Here is a 13,688-nt window from a genome sequence, read left to right on the forward strand (position 1 = left end):
TGAGTGTGGCCTTTTGCGGACCCTTGTGCGGCCCTTTGCGTCCCCGAGGCTGGGCCCAGCCTAGGCGGAGTTACCGTGGACGGGCACTACAGCGAAGGAGTTCGGCGTCATGGAGCACACCACCGCGGCCGCCTGGGTCACCGAGGCCGCACGCGCGGCCGAGCAGCCGGGGTCGGGCAATCTGCTCCGGATCGTGCTGATCGTGATGGTCGTGGGGTGTGTGCTGACCGCGTGGTTCCTGCTGCGGGGCTACAGGCAGAAGGACGACTGAGCCCCGGGGAAGGTTCCCCGGGTGGGCCGGAGCACCACCAACGGTGGAGTCGGCGTGATCGCCGTCATGGCGGCCGCATACGATGAGCCGACGTCTTTATCCCGCCCACACCGATAGGTCACGCCGAAGATGAGCTTCCACAGCGCAGCTGCCCAGTTGGTCACTCTCGCCGCCGAGGGCGAGGAGCACGGCGGCAACCACGACAGCATCAGCCCGCTGCTCACCGGCGGCGGTGCCTTCGTCATCCTCCTGCTGCTGCTGTGGATCACCACCCGCTTCAACCGCGACCGCTGATCCCGGCCGGTCCTCAGGCTCCGCCCGCGCGACCGCCGGCCGGGGCTCTCAGGCGGGGCCGGTAGGGTCTGCACGCATGGGAGAGCAGGACATGCCTACCGGCCCCGGCAACGGACCGACGAACCCCGGCAACGGACCGACGAACCCCGGCAAGCGCCGTCTCGGCGTCATGGGCGGAACGTTCGACCCGATCCACCACGGCCACCTCGTCGCGGCCAGCGAGGTCGCCGCGCGGTTCCACCTGGACGAGGTCGTGTTCGTGCCGACCGGCCAGCCGTGGCAGAAGAGCCACCGGCACGTCTCCCCGGCCGAGGACCGCTATCTGATGACGGTCATCGCCACGGCGGAGAACCCGCAGTTCTCCGTCAGCCGCATCGACATCGACCGCGGCGGCCCGACCTACACCGTGGACACGCTGCGCGACCTGCGCGCGCTGAACCCCGACACGGACCTCTTCTTCATCACCGGCGCCGACGCCCTCGGCCAGATCCTGACCTGGCGCGACTCCGAGGAGCTGTTCTCCCTCGCGCACTTCGTCGGGGTCACCCGCCCCGGCCACCAGCTCGACGACGCCGGCCTGCCCGAGGGCGGCGTCTCCCTGGTCGAGGTCCCCGCGCTGGCCATCTCGTCCACCGATTGCCGGGCGAGAGTCGCGAAGAAGGACCCCATCTGGTATCTGGTGCCGGACGGTGTCGTGCGCTACATCGACAAGCGCGAGCTGTACCGCGGCGAGTGAGGCGAGTGAGCCGAGAGGGGCTACGGTGAACGACCGATACGACGCGGGCTACGGGGACGGGGGTTACGGGGACGTCCCGTACGAACTGGTCGGCTACGACGAGTACGGGCAGCCGGTGTACCGGCAGGTCCCGGCGCAGCAGCAGCCCCAGCAGCACTACGACCCCTACGCTCAGCAAGGCTACGGATACGACGCGTACGCGACCGGCGCCCAGCAGCAGACCCCGCCGTACGACCCCTACGGCGACACCGGTCCGCAGGCGCCGGCCTCCGCCTACGACCCGTACGACACCGGCACGCAGGCGCCCTACGACCCGTACGGGCAGACCGCCGCCAGTGGCCGCCGGCCCCAGGTCGCCGAGCAGACCGCCTACATCCCGCAGCAGGCCGGCCCCGCCGAGGAGCCGGACACCGGCACCGAGGAGCGCGTCGACCGGGACTACCGCACCGAGCAGTTCGCGTTCGTCGAGGAGCCCGACCAGGACTCCGAGGACGTCATCGACTGGCTGAAGTTCACCGAGAACCGCACCGAGCGGCGCGAGGAGGCCAAGCGGCGGGCACGCGCGCGCGTGATCGCGCTCGTCGTCGTCCTCGCCCTCGTCGCGGCCGGCGGCGTCGGCTACCTCTGGTACGCCGGGAAGCTCCCCGGCCTCGGCTCGTCGGACGGTAAGACGAACAGCGCGACGCCCGCCGGCGCGCAGAAGCGCGACGTGATCGTCGTCCATCTGCACAACACCGCCAAGGGCGGCACCTCCACGGCCCTGCTCGTCGACAACACCACCACCCAGCAGGGCACCACCGTCCTGCTGCCGAACTCCCTCGCCCTCGGCTCCGACGACGGCAGCACGACCACCCTGGCCAAGTCCGTCGACGACGACGGCTCCTCCGGCACCCGCGACGCCATCGACACCGTCCTGGGCACCGAGATCCAGGGCACCTGGCGGCTGGACACCCCTTATCTGCAGAACCTCGTCGACCTGATCGGCAACATCGAGGTCGACACCGACACGAACGTGCCCGACCCCTCGGCCAAGTCCAAGGGCGCCGCCCCCCTCGTCCGCAAGGGCAAGGCGCAGACCCTCAGCGGCAAGACGGCCGTCGCCTACGCCACCTACCAGGGCTCCGGCGAGGCCCAGAACGCCCAGCTCCAGCGGTTCGGACAGGTCGTCCAGGCCGTGCTGCGCAAGCTGACCTCGGACGCGGGCGGCGCCACCACCACCGTGCGGACCCTCGGCATGATCATCGAGCCGCCGCTGACCGAGAAGGACCTCGGCGCGTTCCTCGCCCGGCTCGCCGACCTGGCCAAGGGCGGCGACTACAAGACGGCCCTGCTGCCCGTGCAGGACGACGGCACCCTCGGTCAGGAGGCCAGCGCGAGCGTCGTCAAGGACGTCCTGGGCGGCACCGCGAAGAGCCCCGACAAGGACGCCGCGGTCCGCGTGTCCGTCCGCAACGCCACCGGCGTCAAGGACAACTCCGCCAAGGCGCGCGTGGTGCTGCTCAACGGCGGCTTCACCTTCCTGGAGGGCGGCACCGCGTCCGCCGCGGCGGCCAGCCAGGTCCGCTACGCCGACGCCGCCGACAAGGCCGACGCCGCCGAGGTCGCCAAGACCCTGGGCCTGCCCGCGGGCGCGGTCCGCAAGGGCGAGGTGTCCGCCAACGCGGATGTGACGGTGGTCCTCGGACAGGACTACGACCCGTCCCCGTGAGCACCCGGCACCCCACGCGCGGCGCTCATCGCGTGGGGTGCTGTCACCGGTCCGTGAGACCCTTGGAGGCAAGTGTCCACCGACCGAAAGCCTTGTAGTGACCGCTACCGACCGTTCGACCGAGCTCGTCCGCACCGCCGCGCAGGCCGCCGCCGACAAGCTCGCGCACGACATCATCGCCTACGACGTGAGCGACGTCCTGTCGATCACCGACGCCTTCCTGCTCGCCTCCGCGCCCAACGACCGCCAGGTCAAGTCGATCGTCGACGAGATCGAGGAGCGGCTGAACAAGGAGCTCGGCGCCAAGCCGGTGCGCCGTGAGGGCGACCGCGAGGCCCGCTGGGTGCTGCTGGACTACGTCGACATCGTCGTCCACGTCCAGCACAGCGAGGAGCGCGTCTTCTACGCCCTGGAGCGGCTGTGGAAGGACTGCCCCGAGCTCGACCTGCCCGAGGACGCCAAGGCGACCCGCGGCAAGGCCGCCGAGCACGCCAAGCTCCAGGCCGCGGAGGAGGCTGCCGAGCTGGACGGTGAGTGGCGGTGAGCGCCACCGGTGAGGTGACCCCCGGCCGCCCCGGCCGGGGCCGCCGGCTCATCCTCTGGCGGCACGGCCAGACCTCGTGGAACGTGGAGCGCCGCTTCCAGGGCTCCACGGACGTCGACCTGACCGAGGTGGGCGTCTCCCAGGCCCGCCGCGCCGCCCGGCTGCTCGCCGGTCTCAAGCCGGACGCGATCATCGCCTCCGACCTCCGGCGCGCCGCCCGCACCGCCGCCGAGCTGGCGGAACTCACCGGCCTCGAAGTGACCCACGACGAGGCTCTGCGGGAGACCTACGCGGGTGTCTGGCAGGGCCTGACGCACGAGGAGATCATCGGCCGGTACGGCGAGGAGTACGCCGCGTGGAAGCGCGGTGAGCCGGTCCGCCGCGGCGGCGGCGAGCTGGAGACCGAGGTCGCCGACCGCGCCGCCCCGGTGGTGCTGCGGCACGCCGAGAAGCTCCCCGCGGACGGCACGCTCGTCGTGGTCAGCCACGGCGGCACGCTCCGTACGACCATCGGCCGCCTGCTGGGTCTGGAGCCGCACCACTGGGAGAGCCTGGGCGGCCTGTCGAACTGCTGCTGGTCCGTCCTCGGCGAGGGCGCCCGCGGCTGGCGTCTGCTGGAGCACAACGCCGGCACCCTGCCGGAGCCGGTGCTCGGCGACGACGACTGACGCCGACGGTCCCGGCCGGGGCGGCCCGGGACCCGGATTTCACTTTCCGGCAGGTCGCAGGCTAAAGTTCTTCTTGTTCGCCCCGCTGAGCGGGAAGAACGGCGACAAGGGGCTATAGCTCAGTTGGTAGAGCGCCTGCATGGCATGCAGGAGGTCAGGAGTTCAATTCTCCTTAGCTCCACAGCGAGACAACAAGATCCCGCCGATCGATCAGATCGGCGGGATCTTTGGTATCCGGCACGGGTGCCCTGACCAACGTCCTCCGGTACGAGGCCGGTTCGCACGGGACACGTCCCTCGCGAACTGTTCCGCTCCTGCTTGAGTGACTTGGGCCCCGCAGGCGTATACCTCTTCAGGAGGCGTCCAGGCGCGGTGGACGCGCGGTCCCGTACGCCGCCGGGCCCGCCGTGTCCGGACTGGTACTGAGGCGTCGCTGACCGTATTGGCCCGGCCGTGGCAGAATCAAACGGCCGGAAGGGGGCGCGTCCCGACGGGAGGGAGCAGTGATGCCTGCGAGCATCCTCGGAGAGGTCGGTCACCTCTCCGAGACGGCATTGGCACGGGACACGATCACTCGCCTCAGCTGCCCTTCCTGCGGTTCCGCCCACGTCGCCCAGCTTCTCGGGGACAACGGCGGGATCTCCTACGTGTGCACGGCCTGCGGCCACAGCTGGAGCTGATCGATGGGTGCACACAGGCGAAAGTGCGACTGGTGCGGCAGCGGAACGCCGATCGTCCGTGACATGGAACCGGTGAACCCCGACTACCAGTACTGGTGCGAGGAATGCGCGCGGGCGCTGATCATAAAAGGCGACCCCATCGAGACCTACCGGGAACTCGAGGGGGAGCCGATCTACGGACGGCTGCTCGAGGAGCACTGCACGCTCAAGCGCTTCTATTCCTTCGTCACGGCGTGACGCGTCCCGCGGGTCCCTCAACTGTCATGAAATCCGACATTGATGGACACATCGGGCGCGCGGGTAATGGATTTGGTGCTGCACCCCCTCGACCGGTAAAGTTGGCGTCGCCGCCGGGGAAACCGGGCGGACGAAGCAAGGGGCTATAGCTCAGTTGGTAGAGCGCCTGCATGGCATGCAGGAGGTCAGGAGTTCAATTCTCCTTAGCTCCACAGTGAGATCCCCCGGGTCGACTAGACCCGGGGGATCTTTTTCATGTGCCCGCCGCGCGGGTGCCGTTGCGCCGGCGACGCGGGAACGGGACGCACGAAGGGGCCGCCCGGATCGGACGGCCCCTGCACGCGCGTGTACGGCCCCTCAGCGGCCCAGCGCCCGCCGGCCCCGGCCCTCGCGGCCCTGGGACAGCACCGGCAGGTTGGAGCGGGTCGGAGCCTGCGTCCGGGTGTCCTCCTCGATGCGCAGGGCGAGCGCCGGGCAACGCCGCACCGCCCGCAGGGCCTTGGCCTCCGCGTAGCGCGGCACCATGGCCTGGGCGACGGTCGGGAAGCCGTCGGCGCCGAGCTGGAAGACCTCCGGGAGGATGTCCGCGCACAGGCCGTGGCCCCGGCACAGCGTCCAGTCGACGAAGATCTTCTGCCGGCTGGGGCCGCTCTCCTCGGCCTCGGCGCCGCCCGGGATGCCCGTCGGAGCCCTGCCGCCCTCGAACAGCGGCAGAACGCCCTCCACGGGCCGTCCGCAGCCGTTGCCGAGGACATGGGCGGCGAGGTCGTCCGTGAACGCCTTGATGGTCGACTCGAGGAACATCGCCGAGCCGTCCGGGTGCGAGCAGGCGCCGCGCCGCTTCACGTTCTTGGCGACCTGCTTCAGCGCCTCCAGGGCGGCCGGGCCACCGCCGTTGATGATGTCCTCCAGGCCGCGCGCCGCGGCGGGCAGACCGAGGTAGCACGGCCCGCACTGGCCGGCGCTCTCCTCGGCCAGCCACTGCGCCACCCGCAGCGACTCGCCCAGCGGGCAGGTCTCCTGACTGATCGGCAGAATGGCGCCGGCGCCCAGCGAACCGCCCACCGCGTCCAGTGAGTTGCGGGAGACGATCGCCTCGTTCACCGTCGCCGCGTCGATCCACTTGCCGTGGTAGCCGCCGGTCAGCACGCCCTGCGGGATCGGCGGGGCCCCGGCGAGCTGGAGCACGTAGCGCAGCGGCACGCCCGTGGGGACCTCGATGACCATGGGGCGCGCCACCGCGCCGGAGACCGTGAGCATCACGGTGCCCGGCTCGTCGTACAGGCCGGTGTTGCCGTAGCGCTCCGGGCCGATGCGGGCGGCGATGGCCAGCTGGGCGAACGTCTCGGCGTTCGACAGCAGGGTCGGCGCGCCGCCGACGCCGTTCTGCGAGGCGCTGACCTTGCGGCCGGGCGGGATCGCCGGGCCGCCGTCGATGGAGCGGATCAGGGACGCGGCCGCGCCGGTCACCATGCGCACCGGGTTGCGCTGCACGAACGCGCGCAGCGCCGAGCGGCGGCTGTTGCTCAGGCCGCGTTCGGCGAGCGCGGCCTCCATGGACCGCTGGGTGGACTCCCGGGTGACCCCCACCACGAGCGTGCGGGCTCCCAGGGCCTCGGCGACCAGCAGGGCGCCGTCCAGGATCAGGTGCGGGGCACGGTTGATCATCACCGTGTCCTTGCGGCAGGCCGGTTCGTCCTCACTGCCGTTGACGACGACGACCGGCCGCACCCCGCGCTTGATCGCGGACTCGGCGACCGAGCGCAGCTTCTTGTGGAAGGGGAAGCCCGCGCCGCCGCGCCCCTTGAGGTTGATGTTCTCGGCGAGCTTCGCGAGCTGCTCGCCGCCCATCGGTTCCAGCGGCCCGTGCACCTTGAGGTGCATGGGCAGGTCGAGCCGTTCCACAAGGTCGAAGCCCGACGTGAGCTGGGGAAGACCGACCACGCGGACTTCGGGAACGTCGGGCAGGGCCTCGTTCACTTAAAGCCTCCGGAAGGCGTGTTCCAAGGTTCGCCCGGACCCGGTGCGTCGAAGTCGTAGGGGGCACCGGGCATCGTTTGGGTGGCGGGACCGCTGTTGTTGTACGTGTCGTTCTGGTTGTACGTACCGAAGACGGCGTTTGTCTCGGAGGTGTCGTACACATCACTCGACCCGTAGCCCGCCGCGCCGCCACCGTAGGACGGGGCGCCCTGGCTGCCGTAGGCGGGGATGTTGTTGAAGCCGGTGTCGTTGAGCGGGTCGTAGGCCGAGGGGGGTGCCTCGCCGACCGGCGGCGGGGAGGGGATCGGCCAGCTGCCCGTGCCGCCGTCGCGCGGGACGGCCTGGGTGGGCTGGGTGTCGAACGGCAGGTCCATCCGGGCCGTCCGGTCTCCCGCGTACGGCTCCTGGCCGCCGCCGGAGCGCGGGGAGACGGCCCGGTAGGCGGCGGCGAAGCCCCCCGTGGTCTCGGCGGCCGACGGGGGCTGGGCCGGCATGCCGGGCAGGGGTCCGCCGCGGCCGCCGCGGTCCTCACGCGAGGAGCGCCGCTCGGCGCGCGGGCTGTCGGAGCCCGCCGCGGCCGATCCGGCCGCCGCCCGCGCGCGGCTCTCCTCGAGGCCCTCGCGGACGCCCGGCTCGTTGCCGATGATCTGGGCGAGCCGGTCGGCGAACTTCCGCTTGACCGGGCGCGGCGCGGCCCGCAGGGCGAGGGCGGCGGCCACGCCGACCACGCACAGCTCGTAGCTGACCATGAAGAAGGTCTTCGCCGGGCGCCCCGCGAACAGGCCGTGGATCAGGGCGGCGCACCAGGCCGGGTAGGCCAGCATGTGCATCGCGCGCCAGCGGGCGGCGACCGGCGCGGGGGAGGCGAACCGGTTGCGCAGGGCGCCGGTGACGCCGACGAAGATCATGAGCAGAGCGGCCATCGAGCCCAGGCCGATCAGGAAGGCACTGCCCGGGATCTCGTCGCCGCCGAAGAACACGAGGCTGAACGGGATGACCGCGGCCATGAAGCTGGCATGGTCCAGTGCCAGTTTGACGCCGATGTGCACCAGCAGGAACGCGATCGAGGCCACGGCGGTGACCCGGTGGACACCCTGGGCGATGATCCGCTGGCGGGTGTCGAGGATCATCCGGTCCTGGGCGACCAGGCCCCAGATCACCGAGCAGGTGAGACACACGAGCGACAGGACGCCGGCGCCGAAGTTGAGGAATTCCTGGAGCCAGGCGCCGCCGAGCAGGACGACCAGGGGTATGAGCAGCAGAACGGCGGCCGTCGCCACCCCGTAGGCCGACCGGCCCGGCTGGGGGAGCGAACTGTTACTACGACGAGGGTTCATGGGGGCAACTCCGAGCGGTTCGGGAAGGCGGTCCCGGTGCCGCACTCTAAGTGGCTCCATACCGGGGGGTACGGCGTTTGAGTTATTGCGTTGTTATCTACGGGCCGCGAGGGGCGTCCGATGTCCCTTAGCGTCTGTTACGCCAGGTAACAATTGAACATCGTTCAGCTTTTCCATGTCTTCACAACTCTCAGGTACGCAGCCGGAGGCGCGGATGTTCACGCGCGCGCCCACCGGAAGTCCGTCGCTCCCCGCTCCGGCGCTGCGGTACCCTGACGCCATGCGTGCCGTACGCCTTCTGCTTAGCGAGCCGCGCTGATCACTCCCGACCACCGGGCGATTCGGATGGTCGGCATCGGCGCGGCGTCCCCTCCTGTGCGAGGGGATTTTTCGTTTTTCGACAATCGCAGCCGCGGGCAGAGACGATCGATGGAGCTTTGAGGATCATGAGCGAGACGAACCCCGCTGCCGCCGCCGAGGTGGCCGCGCCGCACCGCTACACGGCTGCCCTGGCGGCCGAGATCGAGGCACGCTGGCAGGACTTCTGGGACGCCGAGGGCACGTACGCGGCTCCCAACCCCAAGGGCGATCTGGCGGGCGACCCCGAGCTGGCCGCCAAGCCCAAGAAGTTCATCATGGACATGTTCCCCTATCCGTCCGGGGCCGGCCTGCACGTCGGCCACCCGCTGGGGTACATCGCCACCGACGTCTTCGCCCGCTTCCAGCGCATGACCGGGCACAACGTCCTGCACACCCTGGGCTTCGACGCCTTCGGCCTGCCCGCCGAGCAGTACGCGGTGCAGACGGGCACGCACCCGCGTGTCTCCACCGAGGCCAACATCAAGAACATGCAGGTCCAGCTGCGCCGGCTGGGCCTGGGCCACGACAAGCGCCGGTCGTTCGCCACGATCGACCCGGACTACTACAAGTGGACCCAGTGGATCTTCCTGCAGATCTTCAACTCCTGGTACGACGACGAGGCGGGCAAGGCCCGGCCGATCTCCGAGCTGGTCGCCGCGTTCGAGTCGGGTGAGCGGGGCGTCCCCGGCCACACGCGCGCGTGGAGCGAGCTGAGCGCCGCCGAGCGCGCCGACGTCCTGGGCGAGTACCGGCTGGCCTATGCCTCCGACGCGCCGGTCAACTGGTGCCCCGGGCTGGGCACCGTGCTGGCCAACGAGGAGGTCACCGCCGACGGGCGCTCAGAGCGCGGCAACTTCCCGGTCTTCAAGGCCAAGCTGCGCCAGTGGAACATGCGCATCACCGCCTACGCCGACCGGCTGCTGGACGACCTGGACGCCCTGGACTGGCCCGAGGCCATCAAGCTGCAGCAGCGCAACTGGATCGGCCGCTCCGAGGGCGCCCGCGTCGACTTCCCGATCGACGGAGAGAACATCACCGTCTTCACCACGCGCCCCGACACCCTGTTCGGCGCTACCTACATGGTGCTGGCGCCCGAGCACCCGCTGGTCGAGAAGTTCACCCCGGACGCCTGGCCCGAGGGCACCCACGAGGTGTGGACCGGCGGCCACGCCACGCCCGCCGAGGCCGTCGCCGCCTACCGCGCGCAGGCCGCCTCCAAGTCCGACGTCGAGCGCCAGGCCGAGGCCAAGGACAAGACCGGCGTCTTCACCGGCTCGTACGCGACCAACCCGGTCAACGGCGAGAAGGTCCCCGTCTTCATCGCCGACTACGTCCTGATGGGCTACGGCACCGGCGCGATCATGGCCGTCCCGGCCCACGACTCGCGCGACTTCGCGTTCGCGCGCGCCTTCGAACTGCCCGTCGTCTGCGTGGTCGAGCCCACCGACGGCCGCGGCACCGACCCCTCGGCGTGGGACGACGCCTTCGTCTCCTACGACGCGAAGATCGTCAACTCCTCCGGCGACCACGTCTCCCTGGACGGCCTGGGTGTCGTCGAGGCCAAGGCGCGCATCACCGAGTGGCTGCAGAAGGAGGGCCACGGCGAGGGCACCGTCAACTTCCGGCTGCGCGACTGGCTGTTCAGCCGCCAGCGCTACTGGGGCGAGCCCTTCCCGATCGTCTACGACGAGGACGGCATCGCCCACGCGCTGCCCGAGTCGATGCTGCCGCTGGAGCTGCCCGAGGTCGAGGACTACAGCCCGCGTACCTTCGACCCGGACGACGCCGACACCCAGCCCGAGACGCCGCTGTCCCGCAACGAGGACTGGGTGAACGTCACCCTGGACCTGGGCGACGGCCCCAAGCGCTACCGGCGCGAGACCAACACCATGCCCAACTGGGCCGGCTCCTGCTGGTACGAGCTGCGCTACCTGGACCCGCACAACGACGAGCGGCTGGTCGACCCCGAGATCGAGCAGTACTGGATGGGCCCGCGCGCGGGCATGCCGCACGGCGGTGTCGACCTGTACGTCGGCGGCGCCGAGCACGCCGTGCTGCACCTGCTGTACGCCCGCTTCTGGTCCAAGGTGCTGTACGACCTGGGGCACGTCTCCTCCGCCGAGCCGTTCCACAAGCTGTTCAACCAGGGCATGATCCAGGCCTACGTCTACCGCGACGCGCGGGGGATCGCCGTACCGGCCGCCGAGGTCGAGGAGCGCGACGGCGCCTACTGGTACCAGGGCGAGAAGGTCTCCCGGCTGCTGGGCAAGATGGGCAAGTCCCTGAAGAACGCCGTCACTCCGGACGAGATCTGCGCCGAGTACGGTGCCGACACCCTGCGCCTGTACGAGATGGCCATGGGCCCGCTGGACGTGTCCCGGCCGTGGGACACCCGCGCGGTGGTCGGCCAGTTCCGGCTGCTGCAGCGCCTGTGGCGCAACGTCGTCGACGAGACCACCGGCGAGGTGACCGTCGTCGACGCCGAGCCCGACGAGGAGACGCTGCGCGCCCTGCACAAGGCGATCGACGGCGTGCGCGGCGACCTGGAGAACATGCGGTTCAACACCGCCATCGCCAAGGTCACCGAGCTGAACAACCACCTGACGAAGGCGGGCGGCGCCGTCTCCCGCTCCGTCGCCGAGGCCCTGGTGCTGATGGTCGCGCCGCTGGCCCCGCACATCTCCGAGGAGCTGTGGCGCAAGCTGGGTCACGCGGACTCGGTCGTCCACCACGACTTCCCGGTCGCCGACCCGGCGTACCTGGTGGACGACACCGTCACCTGTGTCGTCCAGATCAAGGGCAAGGTCAAGGCCCGCCTGGAGGTCGCGCCGTCGATCTCCGACGAGGACCTGGAGAAGGCCGCGCTGGCCGACGAGAAGGTCGTCGCCGCGCTGGGCGGGGCCGGCATCCGCAAGGTCATCGTGCGGGCGCCGAAGCTGGTGAACATCGTCCCGGCGTAGGCACCGCCACGACGTGTCGGGGTGATCCCCTACGGGCAGGTTCGGGGTTCCGGTGGAACTCCGGACCTGCCCGTTGCGTTTACCGTGGAGAAGCGACGTGTCGCATGTCGTGGCAGGCATGTCCCGGCAGGCAGGAGGAGGAGCCCGTGGAAGCAGTGATCGCAGTCATCGCCCTGCTCTTCGTGCTCTTCGTCGCGCTCGGCGTGTTCGCCACCGTCAAGGTCGTGGGCGCCGCCAAGCGCAGCGCCGACCGGCACATCACCCAGGCCCGGCGCACCGTCGAGGACCACACCCTCAAGGCCAAGGCGTTCGGCCGCCCCGGCCCCGCCGGGGAGGTCGCCCAGCTCCGCCTCGACCTGCGCACCTCCATGCGGGCCACCCAGGAGGCGCTGGAGGCCCTCGCCGGCGAGGACGGGTCCGTCAAGGAGTCCCTCGCCCTCTTCCAGCGGCTCAGCGCCCACGGCCATGAACTGGACGGCGAGCTGCGCCGCCTGGAGTCCGAACCGGACCGCGCCACGCTCGCCGCCCGGCTCCCGGACCTGCGCGAACGTACCGAGCGCATCACGCACTCCGCCGACTCGCTGCGCTGGGCGGCCCGCGACCGCGCCCGCCGCTTCGCCGACGACGACCTGGACTCCCTCGGCGCCCAGATCGACATGGAGGCCGGGGCCCTGCGGCACTGGCAGACCGACGACACGTCCGAGCCGTCGGCGTCGGGCACCTCCGAGCGCCCCGCGCCGCCCCCGTGGCCCGAGGCCCCCGCCACGGACTCCGCGGCGGCACCCGAGCAGACCTGGCCGGACACCCCCCGGACCCGGCAGGCCGAGGAGCCGACGAGGCCCGCCATCACGCCGCCGGCCGCCCGGCCGACGTATCCGTGGCAGAAGAAACCCCGCCCGGAGAGCACGACTTGAGCCCGCGGCACGATCCGTTCCGGTCACGACGGCACCGGCTGAGCGGGGTCGGGCTGCCGCCCGGGCACTACGCCAGGTAACCTCCAGCTCATGTCCCGCCATGTCGCGATCGTCACCGATTCAACGGCCTACCTGCCGCCCCGGACGATGCAGCGCCACGGCATCACCGCGGTCCCCCTGACCGTGGTCCTCGGCGACCAGGCGCTCCTCGAGGGCACCGAGATCTCGACGCGTTCCCTCGCCCAGGCGTTGCAGAAGCGACGCCCCGTCACCACCTCGCGCCCCAGCCCCCAGGTCTTCGCCGAGCACTACCGCAAGGTCGCCGAGTCCGGAGCCACGGGCATCGTCTCCCTGCACCTGTCCGCCGAACTCTCCGGCACCTACGACGCCGCCGTCCTAGCGGCGCGCGAGGCACCCGTGCCGGTACGGGTGGTGGACACCGGGATGGTCGCCATGGCCCTCGGATTCAGCGCGCTCGCCGCCGCCGAGACGGCCGAGGCCGGCGGCACCGTGGACGAGGCCGTCACCGCCGCCGAGAAGCGTGCCGGGGGCACCGCCGCCTACTTCTACGTCGACACCCTCGAATACCTGCGCCGCGGCGGCCGGATCGGGGCCGCGCAGGCGCTGCTGGGCTCCGCGCTCGCGGTGAAGCCCCTGCTCCAGCTGGACGGGGGCCGCATCGACCTCCTGGAGAAGGTGCGGACGGCGTCCAAGGCGATCGCCCGGCTGGAGGAGATCGCCGCCGACCGGGCGGGCGGCGCCCAGGTCGACATCGCGGTGCACCATCTCGCGGCCCACGAACGGGCGTCGGCGCTCGCGGACCGGCTGCGCACCCGGGTGCCGGGGCTGGCCGACCTGCATGTCAGCGAGGTCGGCGCGGTGATCGGGGCGCACACCGGGCCCGGTCTGCTGGGGGTCGTGGTCTCGCCCCGGTGACCGGGCGCAGGTCATCTAAGCGCGGGTGACCAGGGCGGGGGTCATAGACGTGCGGGTGACCAG

The 13,688-nt window shown here is 71.1% G+C and carries 13 protein-coding genes and 2 tRNA genes; 13 read left to right on the forward strand and 2 right to left on the reverse strand.

Annotation, left to right across the window (positions count from 1 at the left end; all coding sequences use genetic code 11):
- The first annotated feature begins 109 nt into the window (after window positions 1–109).
- The 10 genes from ADL34_RS36490 (at window position 110) to ADL34_RS32820 (ending at window position 5,350) form a co-directional block, all read left to right on the forward strand.
- Window positions 110–271, forward strand: a complete 162-nt coding sequence (locus tag ADL34_RS36490) for a hypothetical protein (protein ID WP_192806103.1) — start codon at window positions 110–112, stop codon at window positions 269–271.
- Between the two features lie 129 nt (window positions 272–400).
- On the forward strand, window positions 401–565 hold the full coding sequence (locus tag ADL34_RS36495) for a hypothetical protein (RefSeq protein WP_086869378.1): 165 nt from the start codon (window positions 401–403) through the stop codon (window positions 563–565).
- Window positions 566–641: 76 nt separating this feature from the next.
- Window positions 642–1,301: a nicotinate-nucleotide adenylyltransferase gene (gene nadD, locus ADL34_RS32790; protein ID WP_062669960.1), complete on the forward strand. Its 660-nt coding sequence runs from the start codon at window positions 642–644 to the stop codon at window positions 1,299–1,301.
- 25 nt (window positions 1,302–1,326) lie between these two features.
- Entirely contained in the window at window positions 1,327–3,009 is a 1,683-nt protein-coding gene (locus ADL34_RS32795; protein WP_062669962.1) for an LCP family protein, read from the forward strand.
- Between the two features lie 97 nt (window positions 3,010–3,106).
- Window positions 3,107–3,553 carry a ribosome silencing factor gene (rsfS, locus tag ADL34_RS32800; protein WP_062669963.1) on the forward strand — a complete coding sequence of 149 codons (447 nt, stop codon included), beginning with the start codon at window positions 3,107–3,109 and terminating at the stop codon, window positions 3,551–3,553.
- Window positions 3,550–4,221: a histidine phosphatase family protein gene (locus ADL34_RS32805; protein WP_062669985.1), complete on the forward strand. Its 672-nt coding sequence runs from the start codon at window positions 3,550–3,552 to the stop codon at window positions 4,219–4,221. The genes rsfS and ADL34_RS32805 overlap by 4 nt, the downstream gene beginning before the upstream one ends.
- A gap of 108 nt (window positions 4,222–4,329) precedes the next feature.
- Window positions 4,330–4,402 (forward strand) — tRNA-Ala (locus tag ADL34_RS32810).
- Window positions 4,403–4,727: 325 nt separating this feature from the next.
- Window positions 4,728–4,901: a hypothetical protein gene (locus ADL34_RS35965; protein WP_107115683.1), complete on the forward strand. Its 174-nt coding sequence runs from the start codon at window positions 4,728–4,730 to the stop codon at window positions 4,899–4,901.
- Between the two features lie 3 nt (window positions 4,902–4,904).
- Window positions 4,905–5,138 (forward strand): hypothetical protein, encoded by a 234-nt coding sequence (locus ADL34_RS32815; protein ID WP_003976229.1) that lies wholly within the window; start codon window positions 4,905–4,907, stop codon window positions 5,136–5,138.
- A 139-nt stretch (window positions 5,139–5,277) separates the two neighbouring features.
- Window positions 5,278–5,350, forward strand: a tRNA-Ala gene (locus tag ADL34_RS32820).
- A 145-nt stretch (window positions 5,351–5,495) separates the two neighbouring features.
- On the opposite strand, the gene ADL34_RS32825 is transcribed toward ADL34_RS32820, so the two are convergent.
- The gene (locus ADL34_RS32825) at window positions 5,496–7,118 is read right to left on the reverse strand and encodes an NADH-quinone oxidoreductase subunit NuoF family protein (protein WP_062669965.1); all 1,623 of its coding nucleotides are present in this window, start codon (window positions 7,116–7,118) and stop codon (window positions 5,496–5,498) included.
- Entirely contained in the window at window positions 7,115–8,398 is a 1,284-nt protein-coding gene (locus ADL34_RS32830; protein WP_062669967.1) for a ferric reductase-like transmembrane domain-containing protein, read from the reverse strand. Before ADL34_RS32830 ends, ADL34_RS32825 begins: the two co-directional genes overlap by 4 nt.
- Before the next feature lie 503 nt (window positions 8,399–8,901).
- On the opposite strand from ADL34_RS32830, the gene leuS reads away from it, so the two are divergent.
- The 3 genes from leuS to ADL34_RS32845 all read left to right on the forward strand — a co-directional run bounded on the left by leuS (window position 8,902) and on the right by ADL34_RS32845 (window position 13,625).
- A complete protein-coding gene (gene leuS / locus ADL34_RS32835) occupies window positions 8,902–11,775 on the forward strand; it encodes a leucine--tRNA ligase (RefSeq protein ID WP_062669969.1) in 2,874 nt (957 codons plus the stop codon).
- A 146-nt stretch (window positions 11,776–11,921) separates the two neighbouring features.
- The gene (locus ADL34_RS32840; RefSeq protein ID WP_062669971.1) at window positions 11,922–12,689 is read left to right on the forward strand and encodes a hypothetical protein; all 768 of its coding nucleotides are present in this window, start codon (window positions 11,922–11,924) and stop codon (window positions 12,687–12,689) included.
- 90 nt (window positions 12,690–12,779) lie between these two features.
- Window positions 12,780–13,625, forward strand: a complete 846-nt coding sequence (locus tag ADL34_RS32845) for a DegV family protein (RefSeq protein ID WP_062669973.1) — start codon at window positions 12,780–12,782, stop codon at window positions 13,623–13,625.
- The last annotated feature ends 63 nt before the right edge of the window (window positions 13,626–13,688 follow it).

The sequence above is a fragment of the Streptomyces sp. NRRL WC-3605 genome (assembly GCF_001509795.1).
Lineage (GTDB): Bacteria > Actinomycetota > Actinomycetes > Streptomycetales > Streptomycetaceae > Streptomyces > Streptomyces viridochromogenes.